A 24,826-nucleotide genomic window follows, 5' to 3' on the forward strand; every position below is an offset into this window, starting at 1 on the left:
CATTGAAGGCTACAATATCTGCTTTGATTACCGATTCTTCCAGAAACGCGGAGTGAAAATAAGGAACAAGGCAAAGAGTTCCATACGGCCTGCCAGCATCAGGAAAGAGAGCAGCCACTTACCACCATCGGGGAGGGTGCTCCATGAAAACGAAGGGCCATACGAGCCTAGTCCCGGACCAACGCTTCCCAAACAGGAAGCCACTGTTCCGAAAGATTCTACAAGCCCTGTACCCATTGCCATCATAATAAGCGAGCCTACAACAAACGTAGTGATGTAGAGTGAGGCAAAGAGCAGAATGCATGATTGGGTTGACGGAGTTACAGCCACCTTGTTTACTTTCAGGGGCAACACGGCGCTGGGATGAATCATCCGTTTAAACTCATTGCGTCTCATCTTGCTCAGAATCATCAGGCGGATGCTGCGCATACCTCCCGAGGCAGACCCGCTACTGGCTCCCAGAAACATCATAACTCCCAGGGTTGCCCACAGGAAGGGTGTCCAGGTGGCGTAATCGGCCGAGGTGAATCCGGTGGTAGTGTGAATGGAAACTACCTGGAACAGAGCTTTACGGAAAGACTCTCCGGCTCCCATAGGACTAGTGTAGTAGAGTGCCACACTAAATATGGTAGTAAAAACAGCCAGAGAGGATAGATACCATCTCAGTTCATCATCAAACAGTATTTTTTTGGTCTTTCCCTTAACCAGATAGAAAAGGAGGGTGAAATTGATACCTGCAAAAATCATGAAGAAGGTGGTTACATATTCTAGATAAGGAGAGTTGTAGTAAGCCAGGTTAGCCTGTTTGGTTGAGAACCCTCCGGTAGATACTGTAGAGAAAGAGTGACAGATAGAGTCAAAGAATCCCATTCCTCCCATCAGCAGAAAGAGTATCTGAGCCACTGTCAGGGAGAGATAGACAAACCAAATCCATCGGGCTGTTACGCTGATGCGCGGTGCCAGTTTCTGATGAGATGGAGCGATGGCTTCGGCAGAAAAAAGCTGCATGTTTCCCATTCCGAAAATAGGAAGCGCGGCGATAATCAGAACAATGAATCCCAGACCGCCGGTCCATTGAGTCAGGCTGCGCCAAAATAGCAATCCGTGCGGAAGCGATTCGATATTGCTCAGAATCGTAGCACCAGTGGTGGTAAAGCCCGACATGGTTTCAAAGAAAGCATCCACCACCCGGGGAATATATCCGCTGATGAGGAAAGGCAACATGCCGATAATCGTAAAAATCAACCATGTGGATGCCACAATAAGGTATCCATCCCGGCGTGTAAGTTGTCGCTGAGCATTTCTTCCCAACAACACAAGCACACCTCCCAATAGTGCCGAACCGGCAACTACCTGCAGAAAGGCGTCAATGTCGTTCTCCTGATAAATCAGGGAAACCCCGGCACATGCCAGCAGCAAAACTGTTTCAATGAGCACCAGAATGCCCATTATCTTAAAAAACATTTTCAGATTAATCATATCTATTTTCTACCTGATAGTCTTTAACTGTTAATTGAAGTATTTTTCAATCTTCTTAATCATCATACTCATGCAGAACACAACCACGTGGTCGCCCGGTTCAATCTGAGTATCACCTGTTACCACGATACCTTCGCTGTTGCGTAGCAAACCACCGATAGTCATCCCCTTAGGCAGTCCCAGGTCTTTTACTTTGCGGCGGGTAATGGCAGTTCCCTCTTTCACGGTAAATTCCGCTACGTCGGCGCTGGCAAAGGTCAGACACTTCACATTGGTAACATCCGCGTTCAGCATCATCTGATAAATGTGGCTGGCGGCAATCAGCTTCTTGTTGATTACAGTACCGATGTCCAGACTTTCGGCCATGCCTATGTAATCTATATTTTCCACTTCGGCCACAGTTTTGCGTACTCCGTTCCTTTTGGCTGCCAAACAGGCCAGAATATTTGTTTCCGAGTTGTCGGTCAGTGCCACAAATGCCTCTGTGTTCTTCAATCCCTCTTCTACCAACAGGTCTACGTCGCGTCCGTCACCATTAATAATCATGGTCTTGTCGTTCACCAGTTCGGTAAGTCTTGTGCAGCGGGTCGGATCTTTTTCGATAATCTTCATTCGCATATAGTCGGGTGCAAACTGTGTAGTTCTTACGGCTATTCGGCTTCCTCCCATCACCATTACGTTCTTCACGTCAGAGTATTCTTCTTTTCCTGCCACCTTGCGTATGATTGGAATATTCTTTGGAGTTGTGGTAAAGTAAACTATGTCTAATAGCTTAATCATGTCGTCGCCCCGGGGGATGATTGTTTCGTTGCCCCGCTTAATGGCCACGATGTGGTAAGGTGCCTCCTGTTTGCCCAGTTCGCTGAGCGGAATATCAAGTATTCGGGCTCCCTCGCGCATTTTTACTCCTATAAGTACCAGAGCTCCTCCACAGAACTCCCACCATTGGCGTATCCAGCTCATCTTGATGGACGATACAATTTCCTTGGCAGCAAGCATTTCTGGATAGATAAGCGAATCGACTCCCAGTTTCTTGAAGAACTCCTGATGATGTGGCTCCAGGTATTCGTAGTTATCAATGCGCGCTACTGTTTTCTTGGCTCCCAGGCTTGATGCCAGCATGCAGGCGGTCATGTTCCTGCTTTCGTCTGGAGTAACAGCAATGAACAGGTCGGCTTTTGCAACACCGGCATCCTTCAGTCCGTTGATAGAAGTGGCCGACCGGCACACTGTCATCAGGTCGAAGTTACTGTCCATGGTCAGCAATTTATCTTCGTCATCATCCATCAGGACAATGTCTTGTTTTTCTTGTGAAAGCAGCTTGGCCAGGTGCGTACCTACCGCTCCGGCTCCGGCGATAATAATTTTCATAACTGCGATTTTAAAGTTTGATATATACTTTCCTCATCCATGTGACAAAGCTTAAAGAGCTCTTTTACGCTTCCGTGTTCCACGAATATATTTGGAATTCCTATTCGTGTAATTTGTGGAGAATAGTGGTGATCCATCATAAATTCCAGGATGGCGCTTCCCATTCCTCCTTCAGTTACCCCGTCTTCTATGGTTACTATTTTGGAGAATCGTTTTCCTACCTCGTGAAGCAACTCTTCGTCCAGCGGCTTCAGGAACCGTAGGTCGTAGTGTGCAATGGTAACTCCTTCTTCCTCTGCGCGGGCAATGGCTTTCTTTGCCAGAGTCCCGATGGGTCCGAGGGTAATTACTGCCAGGTCGTTTCCATCTTTCAGCTTTCGTCCCTTACCAATCTGAATTTCTTCGAACTCGCATTTCCAATCCACCAGTGTTCCGCGTCCTCTGGGGTAGCGAATTACGAACGGTCCCATATCGGGCAGCTGTGCGGTGTACATCAGTTTGCGCAGTTCGTGTTCGTTGTAGGGCGATGCAATGGTGAGGTTGGGTATGCAGCGCATGTAAGCCAAATCGAACGCTCCGTGATGCGTTGGCCCGTCTTCGCCCACCAGTCCGGCGCGATCCAGACAGAACACTACGTTCAGTTTTTGAATCGCCACATCGTGAATCACATTGTCGTAAGCCCGTTGCATGAAAGAGGAGTAGATGTTGCAGAACGGCAATAGTCCGTCTTGCGCCATACCTCCCGAAAAGGTTACGGCATGTCCTTCGGCAATACCTACATCGAAGGCCCGGTCGGGCATCTCCTTCATCATGATGTTCAGTGAGCATCCTGATGGCATGGCAGGTGTAACCCCGATAATTTTCTTATTGTTTTTTGCCAGTTCCAGAACCGTATGTCCGAATACCTCTTGAAAGAGGGGAGGCATTCCCTTTGTGCTGGTCACAATCCGTTCGCCCGTCTCCTTGTCAAACAGTCCCGGAGCGTGCCATTCGGTAGCTGCTTTTTCTGCCGGCTCAAAACCTTTTCCTTTCACAGTATGCAGATGCAGCAGTTTGGGACCTTCCATGTCCTTGATGTCATTCAGCACCCGTGCCACGTTCTTCACATCGTTCCCATCAAAAGGACCGAAGTAGCGTATGTTCATTCCCTCGAAAATATTCTGTTGCTGTGAGAGCAGTGATTTCAGGCTGTTGTTGAACCGTATAAGGCTTTTGCGGCGCGTGTCGTTAAGTATGCCCCAATGGAAGAGCTGACGGGCAATCCGTTGCCGGATGCGGTTATACCGGTTGGTAGTGGTAAGGTTCAGCAGATACTCCTTCATTCCCCCCACAGTGCGGTCAATAGCCATGTTGTTGTCGTTCAGTACAATCAGCACATTGTTCGGGATGGCTGCCACATTGTTCAGCCCTTCGAACGCCAGTCCGCCGGTCATCGATCCGTCGCCTATTACCGCTACAACATGCCGATCTTTCTCGCCTTTATGTCTTGCAGCCACGCACATTCCCAGTGCTGCCGATATGGAGTTTGAGGCATGTCCGCAGGTAAAGGTATCGTATTCGCTCTCCTCAGGCGAGGGAAACGGCTTTATTCCTTTCAGTTTGCGATTTGTTGAGAAGGCTTTTCTTCTACCGGTAAGTATCTTATGCGCATAGGCCTGATGCCCTACGTCCCACACAATTCTGTCGTAAGGGGTATTGAAAACGTAATGCAGGGCTACGGTTAAATCTACCGCTCCCAGACTTGCAGCAAAGTGCCCCGGGTTGCAGGAAAGCTCATCAATGATGTCCTGTCTCAATTCCCTGCATACTTCAGGAAGCGCATCCACGTTTAGTTTGCGAAGATCTCCCGGACAATTGATGCCATTCAGCAAACGATATGTTTGGTTATTCTTCATTCTCAGATAATATTTAAGGCAAAATTAGTACAAAATAGTAATAAGATGCTTACTTTTGCAAAGATATTTTTGTCCGGACTCAATAATTGCATATATACGATATGGAATTCAGAACATTAGTGGAGCTTCCTCAAAAAGAGCTGACCATTACCCATGCTGATCAAATCCTTCTGCTTGGCTCTTGTTTCGCTGAGAACATCGGCAATCTGCTGATAAATAATAAATTCAGGTGCGAAGTCAACCCCTTCGGAGTCCTTTACAACCCGCTCTCTATAGCTCGCGGATTGCGCTGTCTGGCCGATAAGAGAACGTTTTCCCCGACCGATTTGTTTGCTTCCCGCGGACTATGGCATAGTTTTATGCATCATGGCTCGTTCTCGGCTTCCACCCCCGAACAGACGCTTCAGAACATAAACCAGCGTCTGCAACCGGCAGCCGATCAGTTTGCCTCGCTCAACTATCTGCTTATCACCTTCGGAACCGCGTGGGTGTTCGAGGAGAAGGAGAGTGGCACAGTAGTGGCCAACTGCCACAAGCTACCCGATAGAGCTTTTAATCGTCGAATGCTCAGCGTGAGTGAAATTACCGATGCTTACATTCCTTTGATTGAGGAACTTATTACAAGCAACCCGAAGTTGAAACTTATTTTTTCAGTCAGCCCCATTCGTCATGTCAAAGATGGCATGCACGGCAACCAACTCAGTAAGGCGGTATTGCTGCTTGCCATCGAGGAGCTTCGCTGCCATTTCCCGGAAAATGTATACTACTTCCCTTCGTACGAATTACTGCTCGATGAGCTGCGCGATTACCGGTTTTACGCCGACGATATGCTTCATCCGTCGGATGTTGCCATCAGCTATTTGTGGGAGTCGTTTATCAAATCTTACTTCCCGAAAGAGACACAGAAAATCCTTAAGGAATGGGCCGAAATTGTTAAAGCGCTTCAGCATAAACCGTTCCATCCGGATTCGGCTCAATATAAGCATTTTTTAAGTCAAATTCTGTTAAAGATTATCCAACTTAAGGAAAAATGCCCTTTCTTAGATGTCGCTAAAGAAATAGAGTTATGTCATATTCAATAGAAACTATTACGCAACTAATAGGCGCACAGCGCATTGGCCTCCGTGAGGCACGAATCGACTGGTTGCTAACCGACAGCCGTTCTCTCTGTTTCCCCGAGGAAACACTATTTTTTGCCCTTCAAAGCAAACGTAACGACGGGCACAAATATATTCCGGATTTATATGCCCGTGGTGTAAGAAACTTTGTGGTCAACGAACTTCCGGCCGGAGATTCATATTCCGATGCCAACTTCCTGAAAGTGGCACACCCCTTGAAAGCTCTTCAGAAACTAGCCGAACTACACCGTGCCAAGTTCCAGATTCCGGTTATCGGTGTTACCGGTAGTAATGGCAAAACTGTGGTTAAGGAGTGGCTTCACCAGTTGCTCAGTCCCGACAGAATCGTGACCCGTTCGCCGCGTAGCTACAACTCACAGATTGGTGTTCCGCTTTCAGTATGGCAGCTTAACGAGCAGACTGAACTGGCGGTTATCGAAGCCGGCATTTCCGAGATGAACGAGATGCGGGCATTGCAGACCATTATTCGTCCTACCATCGGCATCCTGACCAATATTGGCGGAGCACACCAAGAGAATTTTTTCTCCCTGCAAGAAAAATGTATGGAGAAACTAACCCTGTTCAAGGATTGCGATGTGGTGATCTACAACGGTGATAACGACCTTATATCCGACTGTGTATCCAAATCGTTGATGAGCTCCAGAGAGATTGCCTGGTCGCGTACTGACAAGGAGAAACCGCTCTACATCAACTCTATCACCAAGGGAACCGACAGCACAAAGATATGCTACCGATACTTGGGAATGGACAATTGCTACACCATTCCGTTCATTGACGACGCCTCCATCGAGAACTCGCTCAACTGCTTGGCAGCATGCCTTTACCTCATGGTGCCCAACGAAGAGATCAACACTCGTATGTCAAAGCTCGAACCTGTGGCCATGCGGCTCGAGGTGAAAGAGGGGAAAAACGGATGTGTGCTGATTAATGATACATACAACTCGGACATCGCATCGCTCGATATCGCGCTCGACTTCCTTTACCGTCGTTCCGAGGCAAAGGGAATGAAGCGCACGCTGATACTTTCGGATATGCTCGAAACAGGACAAACCACTTCCGTGCTCTATCGTAAGGTGGCACAATTGGTTCACAGCCGGGGTATTCAGAAGATTATCGGAGTAGGAGCCGAGATATCTTCCTGTGCCAAGAAGTTCGAGATAGAAAAATATTTCTTCCCCAATACGGAAACCTTCCTCAAATCGGATGTTTTTACATCGCTACGCAATGAAGTGATTCTGGTTAAAGGATCACGCGATTTCGCTTTCGAACGCATATCCGAAGCACTTGAACTGAAGGTGCACGAAACCATACTCGAGATTAACCTCAACGCATTGGTGAGCAACCTCAACTATTTCCGTTCAAAATTAAAACCGGAAACCAAGATGGTGTGCATGGTAAAGGCATTTGCCTACGGCGCCGGGTCGTACGAGGTGGCCAAAACATTGCAGGATCATCGTGTGGATTACTTAGCTGTGGCTGTGGCCGATGAAGGTTCCGACCTTCGCAAGGCGGGCATCACCGGCTCCATCATCATCATGAACCCCGAAATGTCTGCGTTCAAAACCATGTTCGACTATAAGCTCGAACCCGAAGTATACAGTTTCCATCTGCTCGAAGCCTTGATACGTGAGGCGGAGAAGGAGGGAATCACCCATTTCCCCATTCATATCAAGCTTGATACTGGAATGCATCGTCTGGGATTTGCCCCCGAAGATGTGCCTGCTCTCATCAAACGACTCAAGTCGCAGAGTGCCGTACTGCCCCGCTCGGTATTTTCACATCTGGTGGGCAGCGACAATAGCAAGTTCGACGAATTTACCCGTCATCAGATAGCGGTGTTCGATAAGGCATCGCAGGAGATTACTTCCGCTTTCCAGCATAAAATACTGCGTCACATCTGTAATTCGGCAGGCATTGAACGCTTCTCCGATGCGCAATATGATATGGTTCGCCTTGGCATTGGGCTCTACGGAGTGAGCGCGGTGGACAATTCCATCATCAACAACGTAAGCACCCTGAAGACAACCATTCTTCAGATACGTGATGTGCCGGCCGAAGATACGGTGGGTTACAGCCGCCGTGGAGCGCTTACCCGTAACTCGCGCATTGCTGCTATTCCTATTGGCTATGCCGACGGACTGAACCGGCACTTGGGCAATGGCAAGGCGTACTGCCTGGTGAATGGCAAGAAGGCACCCTATGTAGGAAACATCTGCATGGATGTCTGTATGATCGATGTTACCGATATAGAGTGCAAAGAGGGCGATAAAGCCATCATCTTTGGTGACGACCTGCCTATGACAGTGCTATCGGACATTCTGGGAACCATCCCTTATGAGGTGCTTACCAGTGTCTCCTCACGAGTGAAGCGGGTCTATTTTCAGGATTAACAACCAAACCTTAACCAGATCAGGAGGCCGACAGGAGTCAGGTACCCTCACAGGATGCCACTAAGCAGCCTTTTGATTATAAATTCAGAGTCGTTTTCAACCTAAAATGTGGATTGGAAACGGCTCTTTTTATTTAACCCCTGGTTACTGGCTTACTTCCTGAGCCTTTTCCTCATGCTTTGTTCAGAGTTACTCCACACCGTTTTGTTACCCCACGCCGCTTTGTTCCTCCGCATCGCTTTTGTGATGCAACATTACCCCGTATCGCTTTTTATAGTTCAGAGTTATTTAGTATCACTTCATGTGATTCAACAAAGCCCTCGCATAGTTTTCTTTTTTTCAACGTTCCTCCGCATCGCTTTCTGTAGTTCATAATTCTTCCCCACATCGCTTTTTCAGATTGAAGTCCATCAGTCCGCCTTTCATTCTCGTTCAATTTGGCCTGGAATCCTGTAACAAAGCGTGTGTCTATCAGAAATTAACAGCCGAAAAATTTGTCGGTTAATATCTTTTGTTTAGCTTTGCCGCCGTAATTAAAACGAAGTTAATCGTTAAAAACAATACATATGTTCAATTCCTTGTTATTTTTAAACCTTGGTGCCGGCGAAATTATTATTATCGCTCTGGTTGTGCTTCTTTTATTTGGTGGAAAGAAAATCCCTGAACTGATGAAAGGGCTTGGCAAAGGCGTGAAGAGCTTCAAAGATGGTATGAAAGAGGCCGAAAACGAGATCAAAGACGTAAAGGACGATATCACCAAGACTTCCGACGACGAAAAAAAATAAGCGCGCATGGCCGAAATGACGTTCTGGGATCACTTGGACGAACTCCGTCGTGTGCTGCTGCGCATCTGCGCGGTGTGGATGGTGCTGTTGGGTGGCTTCTTTATAGCTATGCCCTATCTGTTTGACCACGTCATTCTTGCACCTTGCCATGACAATTTTGCGTTCTATGCGCTGTTGAAGGAAATCGGTCAGCTACTGAACCTTACCGACGATTTCTTTACCCAGCATTTTGAGGTGAAGCTCATTAACATCAACCTTGCGGCTCCGTTTTTTATCCATATATCCACAGCTTTCTGGATGTCGGTAGTGGTATCCGTACCCTATCTGCTTTTCGAGGTGTGGGGCTTTGTAAAGCCCGCTCTGTACAAGAACGAGAGAGACAATGTGCGTATCGCCCTCGGGTTTGGTACGGTCATGTTTTTTCTTGGTGTACTCCTGGGCTATTTCATGGTCTTTCCGCTTACACTGCGGTTCCTCTCTACCTACGACCTCAGCGCCCAGATAGAGAACCGCATCTCGCTCAATTCATACATTGATAACTTTATGATGCTGGTCCTGATGATGGGGCTGGTATTTGAACTTCCGCTTCTTACCTGGATGCTTTCGAAGATTGGACTGGTGAGCCGCAGCTTCCTGCGTAAATACCGTAAACATGCGGTGGTTGCCATCTTTATAATCGCGGCCGTAATCACACCTACAGGCGACCCATTCACATTATCCGTGGTGGCAATTCCTTTGTGGATGCTCTACGAACTCAGTATTCTGATGATCAACAGAGAAAAGAAGGCTGCAGTAGAAGTTGAAGAGGAGGACATATAGTACTATTATTTCTAAATAATATCCCGTATTTCTCCTGGTTTCATCATATATTCCTTTATTTCATCAGATCCTGGAAGTTGTATTTTTAGATTGCCTCCTTTTTCTGAAATGACTGAAACTTTATTTAATTTTCCATTTTTAATTTCTGCTGAAATAAGGAATGCTCCTATTGTACGAAGCTTGTTAAAAGATACATTCTTCCAATCAGAAGGGATAGCAGGGAATATTCTCACTACGCCATCAAAACTTTGAAGTAACATTTCCTGAATGCCTGCTGCAAATGCAAAGTTACCTTCGAGTGTAAAGGGACGATATTGAAAATTGGATTTTCCGCTTTTAGTCTGATCACCGTTTACATGAAATGTATTAGGCAAGCAAAAGCATTCAGCAAACAAGCGAAGATACTTTGCAGCGCCGTTGCCATCTTTCATGCGTGCTTTCATGTTTCCAAACCAACTATATGAATAGCCGCACCACCATTCGGGACCAATTTTTTCCATCCTATCGAGCGTGGATTTTATAATTTTTTGCGACTTTTCTCCATTGTTCCAGTTGATAAGTCCAAGAGGATGAATAGCCATTGCATGAGAGAAATGTCGGTGAGATTCATTATACGGGAAACCATTCGCAAAAGTGAGTGAACCATCTGTATCTAGATCCAACTCAGGCATCTGGTTTTGAAGTTCTTTCCAATGTGCCGACTCTTCAGGCAAATTCATCTCAGAAGCTAGTTCAGAAGCAGCTTTGAAAGCAAAGGTTATTAGTGACAAATCATAGTTGGTGATTGTTTTAAACCATGCTTGTAAAGAGTTGTCGAATATTTCCGGACTTGAACTAATCTCGAGTGTACGTTTTCCATTCTTCATTATGGTGATTTGTTCCAGGAAAGTTGCTACGTTCTTCACAAAAGGATAAGCTTTTTCCTGAAGAAATTGAGAATCCATAGAATATTTGTAGTGCAAATAGAAATGTTGTGCTAGCCAAGCACTAACAGTAGGAGACAGAGAGTATTGAATCCATCCAGCCATCGGTTCGCCGGTCAATGTACAAACTCCTGGTATTGCCAAGCCTCCTTTTTCAAAATATTGCTCAGTATAAGCTCTATAAATATTCTGCTGATTCCAGAGTGTATTAATATAGCCCAAACCTTCCGCCAAATGATTTCCGGTATAAGTGGGCCAATAGCTTAATTGTGTGTTTAGATCATGATGATAATCACCTTTCCATGGAGGCAACTTGCCGTTATCTGCGGTCCATACGGCCTGAAGAGAAATTGGCGAAGAGGTTTCACGTGTTGCAGATCCGAATTTATACATTTCATTGTCGTATTGACGCTGTAAAACGGAATCTGGAATAGAGATGGATGATTGTGCCCAATAATTTTTCCAAAAGCGCATATGGTCATTGTAATCTTTCTCAAATCCACGTGAAAGGGCCTCTTTTGCTTCATCTATGGCATTGTTGTTTTCCATGCTCGACGTCACGCTCCATGTACCAGAAAGCCTGTTCCCTTCCTTTTTCCAGGTTACGGCAACATTATAATAAAAATCTCCATCTCCTTTCTGGTGATAAACGATACTATGTTCGTCTGCATTGACAGTTCCTTGTTCATAACCAAGTCGGCGCAAGTCTTGTCCGGTAACAGGGTCAGTGGATGAAACGTTTTCTCCTTTATAACGAGGAATAACCATCATTGGATGAATCCCTGTAGGAAGGTTCTCGAAAACGAACCATCCTACAGGCTTGGTAGCATGAACAAAAGTCTTAAGAATAGTTCCGTTTGGCCACGAAACCTTGCAAAGTGCATTGTTCAGATAAAGTCTCACAGCAGCCGAATCGCCTAGTGAGGCTACTGGAAATTCCAAAGCTGCTCCCGGAATCTTAGAGGGGGCAGGCAACTGGTCGTAAGGCCAATCAAACTTCTTTTGAACTGGAAGATAGTCCTTTTTTGCTACCTGACTTTGAACCCAGGTGTATTTATAATTAGGGCCACTTAAACTGTCTATAGAACGTAAATCCCATAAATCTGTACGGTCCAAGGAAAGTCGTAACATACTGTCTCGTTGCCAAACCAGAGCTCCAACGGTTCCATTCCCAAGTGGTATTCCTTCATCCCAGCTTAAAGCCAAACGACTGAACTTTAAATCACTTTTAGATTCAGTTGTCAGCAAATTTGTTTTAGTCTGACATCCTGTTAATAACATGATGCCTATAAATAATGAAATGCTTTTCTTCATACTGGAAAAATTGAACAATTGTGAATTTATATATAATCCTACCAGGACAATTTGATAAACTTGTTTTCCCATGGGTGAAATTCAAGGGAAGAGTTCTTTTGTGTCGGTGTACCTGTTACATCGCAAACAATAGGTCTCTTAAATCTGATCTTCTCTGAGCTAACCGCAAATGCTGCATTTTTTCCACCAATTTCACGTAGTTGAAGCATAACTGCATTTTCTCCCGGAACAGGTTTCATGTTTACCAGAAGAAGATTCTCGGGCAATATTCTGAAAACAGATGCTGCCGATTCTCCTTTTATTGTCTTGTTTGCTGCAGGAAGCACACGGGTACGAAGAGGTATTCTGTTTTCCCATGAAAACTTTGTTGCGTGTTCAATGCTGTTGTCTGCCGAAGAATTGATAAAATAGCTCCATTTCATTTCTCCCATTTGGTCGGCATTGAAATTAGTTGTCCAATAGTTATTCATTGGCCAGGAAAACATATTCGTTGATTGTGGTAAAGCACCGGCTTTATATCTTCCTGTATTGATTGCTCCGAACTGCATCAAAGGAATTTCCTGACTACCCATTACTACCTGGTACTCATTATTTCTTGCCGTTGCAAAGTTTTGAACAGTGTACCAATCGTTCGAAGATCCTGGAATCTGGTCAACACCTGCTTCAATAACTCCTCCCGGAACGTCCAGATTAATTTTCCCATTTGCTACATCGTATGGAAAAGAAACATATATAGCTTCTGGATCGGTTATTGCCTTTTTACGTAGTTTATAGACTATCTCAATCTTCTTTTCCAAATTGAATACCCTATACTCCACCATCAGGTTGTTTGGCTCACGTCCGGCAACAGTCTCTCCCCGAAAACGATAAGTATTCCAAATTGGTCCCTCTTCAAACTGTTCGAACCAGATCTTTTCAGGACGGCGACGAATGAACTGAGGAGCCTTATATTGTTCCATAGGACGACGGCTGTCAATAATTTCATAGATAAATTCTCCCATCTCCCATTCAGGTTTTTCGGCAAGTAGCTGCTTCTTCAGATCTTTGTCGTATAGACGGTTGATGGTTCCTTTCCAAGGATTAAAATCGATTGTATACCACGAGTTTTCAACACGAGTCTCTTTCAAAGAAGAGGACCTTTTTATATCTTCACGAGGAGAGTCTTTAACCTTGATGAAGTATTGGGCATAGCCAAGTGCCGGGATATCTTTTACATAGAGATTCCAATATGTTCCATCTGAACGACTCTCTGCAGCTTGCGCAGGCACAACATTTCCTTTTGAATCTATAATCTCAAAAGCTTTTTCGCGAGGGAGAATCTGATGATCGATGTATGCTTTTGCTATTCCACTATAACTCCAGTTGAGAGTGTTGTAAACCATGATAGACGGGATCTCGGATTTAGAAGCAAACTGCTGAAGCAAGCCCATGGTAACCTCACCCAAAAGTCCGGCGTGGCGGTAAGCTTCCCAAGCGTACGACTGCTTCAAGGAACGCTGTTCCCACGTTTCAAGTCCATAAGGATCACGTACACTTTCGCTATATCCAAATGTGTGTTCATCATAGAAAAGAAGCGAATTATTAATGTCGTCAATTTTAGTATTAACTGTTTTAGGTAAACTTGCACCAAGCATCTTCGCAAACGAAAGAGTTCCCTGATTTGCTATCACGTCAGAGTGGGTAATACGCGAAACAGCAGCTTCACGTGCTCCGGAAGCAAAACCATCTGTCCACCAATCCGGCCAGGCACCACGAATAGTTTCAATCTTGTCGGGATATTTAGTTTCAACAGTCTTGAAAAATTCACTTGCAACTGCCGTACGAAGCTTTGGCCATTCGTATTTCTCATTCCATTTCTTCAGCATTTCGCAGCTTTTTGTTGATGGAGGTGAGTTATCAGTAAAGTAGCCCGAATGTTGTGCTACAAGAATATCATATGGATAGTTCTTTGCTTGCATTTCGTCGAGATAATTCAATACACGTTCTTCAAATTGCTCGAAATTGTCGGTGTGGATGCCAAAGAAGTTGCCATAGTTATAATGCTCTGCACGGTAAGTAAGGATTTTCTTTCCCGATGGAGATTGCCACCAGAAAACGGTTGGTTTGTCAAAACAGATAAGTGCACGGTGTCCGTGAGTTCCCATATTTACATACTTTACTCCTGCATCGGGGAAAAATTCGCTGAAACACCAGCCTATGCCATTCACGTCATTCTGCATCGCAACTTCGGCACGAAGTCCATTCTCACGAAATTGTCTGATTGGAGCTAAAGATGCGGCCAGTGTTTGCTCATCCGGCAGTTCATCGAAGTTAAGATACATTGTTGCTATCTCGATTCTGCCCTCTTTGACCCTCTTTTTCAAGCGGTCAATTTGTTCTTTGGGGCGACACTTTAAATATTCACTCACGGCCCATGAGATTTCGCAAGTCCATTTAAACTTTGCAAAGTCCGGATAGTTGTCTGTAGCATCGCAATAATCGAGTGCATAGTCTATATAACGCAGATGTTCGGCAAGGATCTCCATCTGCGAACGGGTGTAGCCAATATCAGTGTGGGTATGCTGAACCATATTCATCTCCCAATGTCGTACTGGTGAGATATTAACAGTTGTTTGTTTCGTCTCACCATTAGTCGAAACAACCAGGGCAACTTGTTCCGCAGTGGAGGCCTGAGGGATTTCGAAGTAGAATTTGTTTGTTCCTTTTTGAAGCTTCACCTCTTGTTTGGCTTTTCCAAATTGAATTGTAGCCACTGATGGATTGTCTTCCTGCTGAATTGTGACTTCAACTTTCTGCATCAATCCCTGATTGGTTTTATAAAGTGCCGGAAGCTGTTTCCCAGTTACTTCAGTGAGCTTTGCTGATGCTGTGCCAATGCTGAGACTGACTAAAGCCATTACTGCTAATACTATTTTTTTTCTCATCTTTATTTAGAATTTAATGCTACAAAACCAATATAAAACATGCATACCAATAATAGCAGCAATGATGCCATTAACCCAAAACTATCGTTAAGAACTCCCATTAGAGGAGGAATGAGAGCACCTCCTGAAACGCCCATAATCATTAAAGCAGAGATTTCATTTGATTGTGACGGTTTATACTCCAATGCCAATGAAAAGATAATGGAGAATATATTCGAGAGAGAAAGACCAACTAATACAATCATCGAACACATCAACCACATTCCGTTAAACAACATTAGTCCCGTAAAACTAATAATGGCCAAAACCATACTTATTTTAAAGAACGAACGTGATGCAATCTTTGCAAGAAGAATTGCCCCGACGAATGTTCCAATGGTACGAGCCGCAAAATAAAGGCTTGTGCCAAGTCCGGCTTCTTGAAGAGGAAGTTCAAGACGTTCCATTAATAACTTTGGAATGGTAGTGTTCAACCCCACATCTATGCCAACAAGGCAAAGTATTCCTAGAAACAACATGAAAATCTTTTTGTTTTTCATCAGTTTTAGAGTCGATACAAACGAGGCCTCTTCTCCCATTCCTTGTTTGCTTCCTTTAACAGCCAGCAAAAGCCAAATGATTGAGATTATCGAAATGATTGAATAGGCTATGAAAATCAGTTTCCAATCGCCAAACCATGAAGCTGCAATTCCAGCGATTATCGGACCCAGGAAAGATGATATTGCCTTGATAAATTGTCCCAAGGTGAGCACGCTCGTTACTTTGCTTTGAACAACAGTCTGAGCAACCATCGGGTTGAGCGATACCTGTAAAATGGTGTTTCCTATGCCAAGAAGTGCAAATGCAATGAGAATCATCACAAAGTCATAGAAAAACATCGGTATAAGCATTGCAATAGCCGTAATTAAAATCGAAACAACGACAACGTTTTTCCGGCCATGGCGCCCCATACAAATACCTGTAGGTATGGAGAAAAGAGCGAACCAAAGAAAAACCATCATGGGTAAAAGATTAGCCAATGAGTCTGATAGGGCAAAGTCCTTCTTTACATAATTGGTGGCAATTCCAACTACATCGACAAAGCCCATTACAAAGAATCCAAAAAGAATGGGCAATATTGTCCTTTTCGTACTTGTGATATTATTTGTGTTCTCCATTATTTAGAATATTTATCTTTAGGCTGATCGTTGAGATTAATCTCTAGTTTTCCACCCCTGACTATATCGGCAAAGGGGATATGTGTATCTGACAGTTCTTTGCCATTGAGCTTCATCGACCTGATATACTGATTTGTCTTACTATTGTTGATTGTTTTAATCACAAATTCTTTGCCCGGGTAATATCTATCGTTAAGCTGAATCGTAATTTTGTCGAATAGGGGAGAAGCTATCTCAAAAGAGGGATTCTGGTCAGTCAATCCTTTAACGTCGAAAAGTCCCATTGAAGAGATAACATACCATGCCCCAAGTTGCCCCTGGTCTTCGTCCTGTCCGTAGCCATAGCCATGAATGCCATCTGTTCCATAGAACTTATTCAAGATGGAACGTACCCACTTCTGGGTGAGAGACGGTTTGCCAGCCTCGTTGAATAGCCATGAAATATGCAGGCAAGGTTGGTTGCCATGGTTATATAGAGTTTGCAATCCTGCAAACGCATCAATTTGGGTTCCTCCACCAAAGATCATGCCTTCAGAAACAGTAAAGATACTATCGAGACGTTGGTTGAAAGCTTCTGCTCCAACTTTAGAAATCAAGCCCTTCACATCGTGAGGAACATAGAATGTGTATTGCCAGGCATTTCCTTCCTGAAAACCTCTCCACACTTGCATCGGGTTGAAGTTTTGAATAAAGGTTCCGTCTTTCTTTTTCGGACGAACAAAGTTTGTAGAAGGATCATAAAGTCTTTCCCACCCTTTGGAAAGATACATCAAAGAGTCATAATCCTTCATCTTTCCCTCTTTCTTAGACCATTGAGCTAATGCCCATGCACTATAAGAGTATTCAAGCGTATGTGAAGCTGAAAACATAAAGGATTCAAGTGGACCGTCGGAACTCTCTTCGAAAGGTACATATCCATATTCAGTAAAATACTTCGTATCTATTTTACCTGCGCCAAGAGGACGATCTTTTCCATCCAATTCGTTCTTAAGACATGCCTCATAAGCGAGTTTTAAATCAAAATCACGGATACCGCATTGGTATGCACCTGCAATTATTGTGGATAAAAGATTGGTTCCTACACCCGACACAAACCGGCTATTGGCCGTGCCATCCGAAAGCCATCCGGCATCTTTATACACCAAAAGATGACTACTGATATAATCGGAATAATATTCCGGATATGCTAATGCCCAAAGCTGCGACAAATTCCATTGCGCACCCCATGCGGCATCGGTATTGTAAAGGTTATGAATGGGTTTACCATTCTTTAAAGGGATTTGACCTGTGCTTCCGTCGTGGCGCGGATAAAATCCATTCGCATCGCTTGCAAGGCCTCTTCCTAGCAGAGCATGATAAAGACCTGTGTAGAACTTAACCTTATCGGCTTTGTCGGCGGTTTCCACTTTGATTCTTCCAAGATACTTTTCCCATGTCTGGTGCGAAATTCTCCTTGCCTCGTCAAAGTTGAGTTTGGATGCCTCGGTATCAAGATTAAACTTGGCGTTGGCAACCGATGTATAAGACAATCCGATTTTAGCTGTTATACTCTCATCCCGGGTTGTTTTGTAGTTTAGATAAAGTCCTGCTCCGATACCCGATGCTTCCTTCACATCTTTTTTGATGTTAGCACCATTAAAGGCTCCAACAGAAACAGGCGTTTTGTCTACTTTTGCATAGAAATAAAGGCGGACTGTTGCTCCGGGTTGATACTTCTTCACATATTCCGGCTCCGTTATTACCCAGCCTTCAATATCGCCTTGGGCGTTCATTTTCACGAATGCATCTTTCACTGCTCCACTTTCTCCCTGGCGATTGCCTATATCGAACAATATCCGGCTTGAATTGCTTGCAGGAAATGTAAACCTCTCGAAAGCAACGCGCGGTGTTGCGGTGAGCTCTGCTTTTATTCCATAATCTTTTAGTAAAACCGAGTAATAACCAGCTGTGGCTATTTCATCTTTTCTGTCGAATGTTGAGCGATAACCAATTCTTGTGGAATCGTTAACCGGTCCGGGAACCGTTCTCAACGCTCCGTTTGCCGGCATAAGCACAATGCCGCCCACCTGAAATTCATGAAGAACCGGGAATCCCTCAATAGAGTTGTCTCTATAATCGTATCCGGTAGCTTCCCATCCCCACTTATTTCCTAAATGAGCATTGGTGGCTGGTGCCGGTTTTGCCATTCCGAAAGGCATGGCTCCCGGGGTAAAATGAAACCATCGGCAATGCGCCGTACCTATTCGGGGCTCAACATACTGAGTCAATGATTGTGCCTTAAGAGTCTCTTTCCCGGGAATACAACCTATTATAAACAGTGATAGAACGAAAACGGGTAAAGATGTTATGTGTTTTAATTTCATAGTATTATGAGTTGTATATTTATTAAACATTGAGATGGTTTAATGCATAAACATATGCCCCCATCGAAATTGAATGACTTGTTCCGTATGGGCTAATCATAACGCCCACACGCTTCATTGGATCATAATCTATTTCTTTGTTTGTATCCGGAATTTTAATTTTTACACCTTCTCCTTTTGCAAAGAGTGCAAACTCCGAGTCATCGTCAAGATTAAAGGCTTTCATCTGCATTCGCGGAAGAACCGTTCCGTCCATCATCTCTATGTCTCCATTCAGTACCTTTATCACCGACGGAATAATATATTTGGCCGCGCCTGTAAGACCTCCGCCAATCACTACCAATCCGTCAATTACGGTCAGTGCGGTTGCTATCGCATCGCCGGCTGCTTCCCCCAGCTTGCTGAAAGATTTCACAGCTGCTTCACGATCACCTTGTCGTTCTCCCTCGGCAATTTCGAATATCTCTTTTGGCGTTTTTTCTGATTCATCTCCCGAAAGTTCGCGATATACTCTTTTCACAGCGCGGATGCTTACACTCTCTTCAATAATGTATTTCGGATATTCCGGATTGCGGAAACACCATACATCTCCACCGGCGCCATTGTCACCCAGAAGTAGCTTTCCGTCAATCACTACACCGGCACCAAATCCTGTGCCCAGGGTGATGCCCAGAATATTTTCATATCTCTTCTTACTTCCCGAAATTTCCAGTTTTGAATTGATCAAAGGTAATGCTCCGGTCAGGGCTTCTCCGTAAGCAAACAGATTTCCGTCATTATTGATAAATACCGGAATGCCGAATTTATCTTCCAGAAAAGGACCTAATGCGATTCCACCCCTGAATGAAGGGAGATTTGGAAGATCGCCAATGATGCCTTCTTTATAATTGGCAGGGCCAGGGAAAGCGAAACTTATCGCGATAGGTGCGTGGCTCAATTGTGATTTAACTTCAGTGAATCCTGTCACCAAACTTTGCAGGCATTTATCCAGATTATCCGCATTAGAGGGAAGAATGATTGGATTGATTATTTCCATTCCTCCACAAATAGCCGAGAAAACAAAATTTGTTCCACCGGCGTCCAGTGTCATAACCACGCGTTTGTCATCTTTATACATTCTTCAATTCTCCTATTCTTTAAATCGTATATAGGCCTTCAAAGTGCCACAATAATTCCCTTTTGATTGTCCGTGAGGACGAATGCTGTATTTGCCCACACAGGCCGGAACAATAAATGTTTCTGCATAATGAACAATGAAAGGTTCAAACTGGTTGTCAGGGCTTTCAACAATCAGTTCGTCTCCTTTTATAACATTTATCACATTAACCCCGTTATGCGTATCGTGCTCTACTTTTTCAGTAAACCAATGGCGCCTTGTTTCTATGAATTCATTCTCATGAAGTCCGGTTCTCTCTTCACTCCATCCTTCGCCGGTTGCAATTTGAGTCACAATATTTATAAGGTTTTCTTTCACAAACTCTGTCTGTCTTTCCCATTGAATGACTTGCGAACCATGTGTAATGTTTATGGGACGAGGAATTCCGTCGAGTCCTAAGCGTCCCCAATCCCACAGTTTAAAGGTAAAGATACTTGGTGTTGCGCTTATTTCCAACACCATTGCCCCAGCTCCCGAACAATGAATTGTTCCGGCAGGAATCAAATAATGATCATGGGCTTTAGCCTCCCATTTGTTTACGTATCTTTCAACATCAAAATCTTTTCCGGTCTCTTGTGCTTCATTGAGCGCTGTTATCATCTCTTCAGGATCGACCCCGGTTTTTAGTCCTAGATAAACAGTTGCCCCTTCATCGGCATCTAATAGATAGTAGCTTTCATCCTGGGTATATTCCATTCCAAAAGTGTCACGAATATATTGAGTGGTAGGATGCACCTGAAGGCTTAAATTCCCTCCTCCCATTGTATCTAGAAAGTCGAAACGTATAGGAAAATCCTGTCCGAATCTGGCTTCCACGGGGGCACCAAGTAAATTCCGTGTTTGATAAAAGACCAGGTTGTTGGAAGGCGTCTCGAATAGTTCACCATTCACCTTCAGATATAAACTGTTTTCTTCGGGTACGCAATCAAAGCACCATCCATAGTTTGCCTGATTCTTATCAAGACCGCAAACCTCTTTCATCCACTGCCCACCCCAAGGAGCGGGGTCGAAGAAGGGAACCACTCTAAATGGTTTATGAGCTGTCTTTTGCAAACCATTCTTCATGGTTTCGGCATCAATCATTTTTGGTTCGTCAGCCTTGTTGGTGTCAAGCCAGTAATCAATACGCCCGAATAGTTGCTTTTTTAGTTTATCGCAAATGTTCCAATCAATAAAATATCCACGTTTGTAGTGAGAGGATGGTTCTTCTTCCCTGTTATTAACACCCAATCCATCAATCTCTTTCCTTCGTGAGCGCATTTGTATTTCCCAGCGTGCCATATCGGCATAAATCAATATGTCCGCATCTTTTGCCACTTCAATGGCTCCATGACCATATACTATGATTATACCTTTTTGATCTTTCAGGTATGTTTGGATCACTTCTACTTTATTACTGTCTAAATAATCGTCATACGACAGGAAGTCTGTCTTATAGCCAAACAAACGGTCGTCTGTCAGAAAACGATGTGTCAATTGTTTGATTTGATCCTCCGATTTAAATAAGTCTCTGGTATCAACAAAAAGAGCCGCCCCCAAAGTCAGCAGAGCACTGGTGAGTTCGTGATGTAAAACACCTTGATAGCATTCCACCACGATAAGAGATCTCTCATCGGTAATCTTTGCATTTGCTTTATTCTTAATTTCCTTAAGAATTTCATCCCATCCTTTCCATATATTACCATGAATGGAAGTGGATGGAAATTTATCATAATTTGCTTTTCTCACTATAATTGTTTTATCTATTATTTAGTTTTATTACCCCTTGTTTCCACCTATATCTTCCCACAATCTGGATAAGCCATGTTTCTTTTATGAAGAAGATTGCATCAGGAAACCAAACACAGGAAACGAATTCTTTTTGTACTATTTGTATTTTCAGACAAAAATATTTCATTTCAGTTGTATATACCATTACTTTTGCAGTGATTTACTTATACTATCTTACGATTTACTGATATGACAAAAATGAAAGAAGGTTTTAAAGGAGAAAGATTGGTTTCGTTGCCAGAAGAGATACTTAATAACTACAAGAAGATTCCATTGATAAGCAATCTCTATATTCGTAAAATAGGATTCTTTCCTCATGTGAAATATCATCATATTCAAAAAGATAGAGGGTGCGATTATGCAATGCTTATATATTGCACAAAAGGCAAAGGATGGTATAAAATTCTAGGAAAAGAGTATATAGTAAATCAGAATCAATACATAATAATTCCTCCCGGAATACCTTATTCCTTTGGAGCCGACGAGATGGATCCATGGACTATTTATTGGTTGCATTTTCAAGGCAAACTGCAAGATCAGTTTTTTCCATCTTCGCCACATCCGGTTACAATAGTTGCCAACGAGCATTCCAGATTGCAAGAAAGACTGAGCTTGTTTGAAGAATTATACAGCAGCTTCTCGATGGGATATATTAAGGAATATATGATTTATTCTTCGATGTGCCTTTATCAGTTTCTGGCATCGTTTGTTTATATCGAACAATACAGACATATTGCTACCCCATCACAGAAAACAGATTCTTTCTCTGCCCAGGTTATCCATTATATGAATGAATATATTCATCAAAAACTGACTCTTAAACAACTTGCCGGTTATTTTAAATATTCTACCTCTCACTTTTCAATGCTTTTCCAGAAAGAAACAGGGGTTTCTCCTATGGAGTATTTTATTCACCTGAAAATACAAAAAGCATGTGAGTGTATAGAGTTGACCCCTTTAAAGCTTAATGAGATTTCTGTTAAGTTGGGTTTTGAAGAACCTGCCTATTTCTCGCGTATATTCACTAAAATAATGGGAATGTCTCCAACGGAATATAGGAAAAGGAACCGATGATATAAGGTTGTCCTGTTCTGAATAGAGTATATTAAGGATGGTTTGTTATTAAAAATGATATTATTTATGCAATAATATTAAGATTTCAGACTCAACAATGCATCCGCTTTAGCTTATAAAATCCGATTTTTTTGTGATCTATTATTGATACATAATTTTTAATGTATAAACCCTGAACATCTGGATGTTAATTTTTCATTTACTATAAATAAACCTGATGTATCTTTTGGAAGTATAAGAAAAACAATTACCTTTGCATGCAGAGTTGTTGAAAAAATATGTAAATATTATAGAATATGTACATTCTATAATATAACTTAATGATAATATATTGCTACAAACGATTGTACTTGATAGTTTGTTGTCAATAACTTAATTTTATTTGTACCTTCTTGCTACAAATCTAAAACTATAGACAAGTAAAGATTAATAAGCCACTTGAATTAACTTGGCTTAACCGATAAGATAAGACCAAAACGAGTAATACATTTGAATAAATTGCTAGCCAGGAATGAACATTCTGGTGTTACTTCGTATATAGCCGCTCAAAATAAATCGACTGAATTATTTTATATATATATCTATATCTCATGAACAAGCACAATAATATAGAATCCTTTATCTCCGGAAATATGGGCGCCTTTGAATCGCTTTATAATACGTATGTAGGAAAGATATTCAATTATATAAATTCTTTTATTTATGATCCGGACATAGCGAAAGATATCACCCAAAATACTTTTCTTCAATTATGGGATTCGAGATCAAATCTAGATCCAAACGGTAATATTGAAGGTTATATATACTCTATTTCTCGAAATTTATTGTTTCGAGAAATTCGTCGTTTAAATATTCACATGAATTACGCTATCCATGTTCAAGAAGAAATGAAAGAAGAAGAAGAGTCGGGAATTGAAGAAAAAATTTCGCGCGACATGATTGAAGAACAGATTCTTTCATTGCTAGCTGAACTTCCGGAGTCACGGCGCAGAATATTTATGATGAGATGGAGTAATGGGCTTTCAAACAAGGAAATAGCTGAAAAATTATCCATTTCCGAGAAAACTGTTTCTACCCAAATTCATCGTACCGTTATCTTCTTAAAATCCAAAATCGGTTCAGCACTTATGACCGTTATTTCAATATCTTCTATAAATCTCTAAAATATTTCATTTTATTGTAATCCTTTTCTGGGGGTTGTGGATATATACTATAAACAATTCCTAAAAATATGGCAATAAAACGTATAAAACATTTAATTGTAAATTTGCTTAGAGGTTCATCTTCTGTTGCAGAACGTGCCGAAATGGCAAAATGGATGAGTTCCGAAGAAGCCGAACGCGATAGTAAGGAGGCATGGGAAAGTGCCTCTGAGGAAATTGACAGTTCTCTTAAAAATAAGATATGGGATGATATACGATTGAAGATAAATGATGCACATTCCAGACCAACTTCAACTAGGCATATAGGCAGACACAGAATTTATTCTATTACAAAAGTTGCTGCTTTTATTGCAGTTATCCTATGTTCAACCTTTGCTGCTCGCTACTTGTATGACAATATATTAGGATATGATGCCAACGCAGCTGACAATCGCTATACCTTTGAGGTTGAGTCGGGACAAAAAGGAAGTATTCAATTGGCCGATGGTACTGTGGTTTATCTCAATGCTGCATCCAAAATATCATATGCGGGCAACTATAATTCTAAAAATCGAGTTGTAAAACTCGATGGGGAAGCTTATTTTAAGGTTGCAAAAAATCCAGATAAAAAATTCATTGTTACATGTAACGGAGTAGATATTGAAGCTTTAGGTACCGAATTCAACGTAAAGGCATATTCTACTGACAGTCTTATTACAACCACTCTTGCCAAAGGAAAAGTTAAAGTTTCAAACAAAGAACACAGTGTGACACTTCTCCCTCTAGGTGTTGCTACCTATAATATGAAACAGCAAACGATCATAAAATCTACTATTGATAATATTGCAATTGCCGATTTTTGGAGATCAGGACAACTCGTATTCGAATCTGTTCCCTTGTCTTCTATCGCTCAAACCATCGAAAGGATGTACAACGTAAAGGTTTATATTAAAGATGTAAAATTGAAAAATATGAAATTTACCGGTACCATTCGGAATAACTCACTGAATAATGTTCTGGAAGTTATAAGCCAGAGTTATCCGATTATGTATACTACAAATGATTCTGTAATAACTATTTCAGCTCAAAAGAACAACATAAATATTAATAAAACAAAAATGTAAA

General features: G+C 42.7%; 16 protein-coding genes. 7 read left to right on the plus strand and 9 right to left on the minus strand.

Translation table 11 applies throughout. The features are described 5' to 3' along the window. Positions 1-27: 27 nt before the first annotated feature. Genes ABWU87_RS00440 through dxs form a run of 3 tightly spaced genes read right to left on the minus strand, consistent with a single transcriptional unit; the run spans position 28 to position 4,745 of the window. The gene (locus tag ABWU87_RS00440) at positions 28-1,479 is read right to left on the minus strand and encodes a TrkH family potassium uptake protein (protein WP_353332219.1); all 1,452 of its coding nucleotides are present in this window, start codon (positions 1,477-1,479) and stop codon (positions 28-30) included. A 30-nt stretch (positions 1,480-1,509) separates the two neighbouring features. Then, entirely contained in the window at positions 1,510-2,850 is a 1,341-nt protein-coding gene (gene trkA / locus ABWU87_RS00445; RefSeq protein WP_353332221.1) for a Trk system potassium transporter TrkA, read from the minus strand. After that, positions 2,847-4,745 (minus strand): 1-deoxy-D-xylulose-5-phosphate synthase, encoded by a 1,899-nt coding sequence (dxs, locus tag ABWU87_RS00450; RefSeq protein WP_353332223.1) that lies wholly within the window; start codon positions 4,743-4,745, stop codon positions 2,847-2,849. The genes trkA and dxs overlap by 4 nt, the downstream gene beginning before the upstream one ends. Positions 4,746-4,846: 101 nt before the next feature. Between dxs and ABWU87_RS00455 the strand changes: the two genes are divergently transcribed. The 4 genes from ABWU87_RS00455 to tatC all read left to right on the plus strand — a co-directional run bounded on the left by ABWU87_RS00455 (position 4,847) and on the right by tatC (position 9,878). Then, entirely contained in the window at positions 4,847-5,827 is a 981-nt protein-coding gene (locus ABWU87_RS00455) for a GSCFA domain-containing protein (RefSeq protein WP_353332225.1), read from the plus strand. Beyond that, a complete protein-coding gene (locus ABWU87_RS00460; protein WP_353332228.1) occupies positions 5,812-8,274 on the plus strand; it encodes a bifunctional UDP-N-acetylmuramoyl-tripeptide:D-alanyl-D-alanine ligase/alanine racemase in 2,463 nt (820 codons plus the stop codon). The genes ABWU87_RS00455 and ABWU87_RS00460 overlap by 16 nt, the downstream gene beginning before the upstream one ends. Before the next feature lie 566 nt (positions 8,275-8,840). Beyond that, positions 8,841-9,059 carry a Sec-independent protein translocase subunit TatA/TatB gene (locus ABWU87_RS00465; protein WP_353332230.1) on the plus strand — a complete coding sequence of 73 codons (219 nt, stop codon included), beginning with the start codon at positions 8,841-8,843 and terminating at the stop codon, positions 9,057-9,059. 6 nt (positions 9,060-9,065) lie between these two features. Further along, a complete protein-coding gene (tatC, locus tag ABWU87_RS00470; protein ID WP_353332232.1) occupies positions 9,066-9,878 on the plus strand; it encodes a twin-arginine translocase subunit TatC in 813 nt (270 codons plus the stop codon). A gap of 11 nt (positions 9,879-9,889) precedes the next feature. On the opposite strand, the gene ABWU87_RS00475 is transcribed toward tatC, so the two are convergent. The 6 genes from ABWU87_RS00475 to ABWU87_RS00500 are packed head-to-tail and all read right to left on the minus strand — an operon-like array spanning position 9,890 to position 21,443. After that, positions 9,890-12,115, minus strand: coding sequence for a glycosyl hydrolase family 95 catalytic domain-containing protein (locus ABWU87_RS00475; protein WP_434533896.1), 2,226 nt, complete (start codon positions 12,113-12,115; stop codon positions 9,890-9,892). Positions 12,116-12,153: 38 nt separating this feature from the next. After that, positions 12,154-15,039: a glycoside hydrolase family 38 C-terminal domain-containing protein gene (locus tag ABWU87_RS00480; RefSeq protein ID WP_353332234.1), complete on the minus strand. Its 2,886-nt coding sequence runs from the start codon at positions 15,037-15,039 to the stop codon at positions 12,154-12,156. A 2-nt stretch (positions 15,040-15,041) separates the two neighbouring features. Further along, the gene (locus ABWU87_RS00485; protein WP_353332236.1) at positions 15,042-16,196 is read right to left on the minus strand and encodes an MFS transporter; all 1,155 of its coding nucleotides are present in this window, start codon (positions 16,194-16,196) and stop codon (positions 15,042-15,044) included. Further along, the gene (locus ABWU87_RS00490; RefSeq protein WP_353332238.1) at positions 16,196-18,559 is read right to left on the minus strand and encodes a GH92 family glycosyl hydrolase; all 2,364 of its coding nucleotides are present in this window, start codon (positions 18,557-18,559) and stop codon (positions 16,196-16,198) included. Before ABWU87_RS00490 ends, ABWU87_RS00485 begins: the two co-directional genes overlap by 1 nt. 22 nt (positions 18,560-18,581) lie before the next feature. Continuing rightward, positions 18,582-19,676: an ROK family protein gene (locus ABWU87_RS00495; protein WP_353332240.1), complete on the minus strand. Its 1,095-nt coding sequence runs from the start codon at positions 19,674-19,676 to the stop codon at positions 18,582-18,584. A gap of 12 nt (positions 19,677-19,688) precedes the next feature. Next, the gene (locus tag ABWU87_RS00500; protein ID WP_353332242.1) at positions 19,689-21,443 is read right to left on the minus strand and encodes a class I mannose-6-phosphate isomerase; all 1,755 of its coding nucleotides are present in this window, start codon (positions 21,441-21,443) and stop codon (positions 19,689-19,691) included. Positions 21,444-21,674: 231 nt separating this feature from the next. Between ABWU87_RS00500 and ABWU87_RS00505 the strand changes: the two genes are divergently transcribed. The 3 genes from ABWU87_RS00505 (at position 21,675) to ABWU87_RS00515 (ending at position 24,825) form a co-directional block, all read left to right on the plus strand. Beyond that, the gene (locus ABWU87_RS00505) at positions 21,675-22,559 is read left to right on the plus strand and encodes an AraC family transcriptional regulator (protein WP_353332244.1); all 885 of its coding nucleotides are present in this window, start codon (positions 21,675-21,677) and stop codon (positions 22,557-22,559) included. Between the two features lie 590 nt (positions 22,560-23,149). After that, positions 23,150-23,722, plus strand: a complete 573-nt coding sequence (locus ABWU87_RS00510; protein WP_353332246.1) for an RNA polymerase sigma-70 factor — start codon at positions 23,150-23,152, stop codon at positions 23,720-23,722. Between the two features lie 68 nt (positions 23,723-23,790). Next, positions 23,791-24,825: a FecR family protein gene (locus ABWU87_RS00515; RefSeq protein ID WP_353332248.1), complete on the plus strand. Its 1,035-nt coding sequence runs from the start codon at positions 23,791-23,793 to the stop codon at positions 24,823-24,825. The last annotated feature ends 1 nt before the right edge of the window (position 24,826 follow it).

Source organism: Bacteroides sedimenti, assembly GCF_040365225.1.
Lineage (GTDB): Bacteria > Bacteroidota > Bacteroidia > Bacteroidales > Bacteroidaceae > Bacteroides > Bacteroides sedimenti.

Coding starts and splice junctions, on each gene's coding strand:
- ABWU87_RS00455 (WP_353332225.1), top strand. CDS start 4,847: ATGGAATTCAGAACATTAGTGGAGCTTCCTCAAAAAGAGCTGACCATT.
- tatC (WP_353332232.1), top strand. CDS start 9,066: ATGGCCGAAATGACGTTCTGGGATCACTTGGACGAACTCCGTCGTGTG.
- ABWU87_RS00440 (WP_353332219.1), bottom strand. CDS start 1,479: ATGATTAATCTGAAAATGTTTTTTAAGATAATGGGCATTCTGGTGCTC.
- trkA (WP_353332221.1), bottom strand. CDS start 2,850: ATGAAAATTATTATCGCCGGAGCCGGAGCGGTAGGTACGCACCTGGCC.
- dxs (WP_353332223.1), bottom strand. CDS start 4,745: ATGAAGAATAACCAAACATATCGTTTGCTGAATGGCATCAATTGTCCG.
- ABWU87_RS00505 (WP_353332244.1), top strand. CDS start 21,675: ATGACAAAAATGAAAGAAGGTTTTAAAGGAGAAAGATTGGTTTCGTTG.
- ABWU87_RS00495 (WP_353332240.1), bottom strand. CDS start 19,676: ATGTATAAAGATGACAAACGCGTGGTTATGACACTGGACGCCGGTGGA.
- ABWU87_RS00480 (WP_353332234.1), bottom strand. CDS start 15,039: ATGAGAAAAAAAATAGTATTAGCAGTAATGGCTTTAGTCAGTCTCAGC.
- ABWU87_RS00515 (WP_353332248.1), top strand. CDS start 23,791: ATGGCAATAAAACGTATAAAACATTTAATTGTAAATTTGCTTAGAGGT.
- ABWU87_RS00465 (WP_353332230.1), top strand. CDS start 8,841: ATGTTCAATTCCTTGTTATTTTTAAACCTTGGTGCCGGCGAAATTATT.
- ABWU87_RS00460 (WP_353332228.1), top strand. CDS start 5,812: ATGTCATATTCAATAGAAACTATTACGCAACTAATAGGCGCACAGCGC.
- ABWU87_RS00510 (WP_353332246.1), top strand. CDS start 23,150: ATGAACAAGCACAATAATATAGAATCCTTTATCTCCGGAAATATGGGC.
- ABWU87_RS00490 (WP_353332238.1), bottom strand. CDS start 18,559: ATGAAATTAAAACACATAACATCTTTACCCGTTTTCGTTCTATCACTG.
- ABWU87_RS00485 (WP_353332236.1), bottom strand. CDS start 16,196: ATGGAGAACACAAATAATATCACAAGTACGAAAAGGACAATATTGCCC.
- ABWU87_RS00475 (WP_434533896.1), bottom strand. CDS start 12,115: ATGAAGAAAAGCATTTCATTATTTATAGGCATCATGTTATTAACAGGA.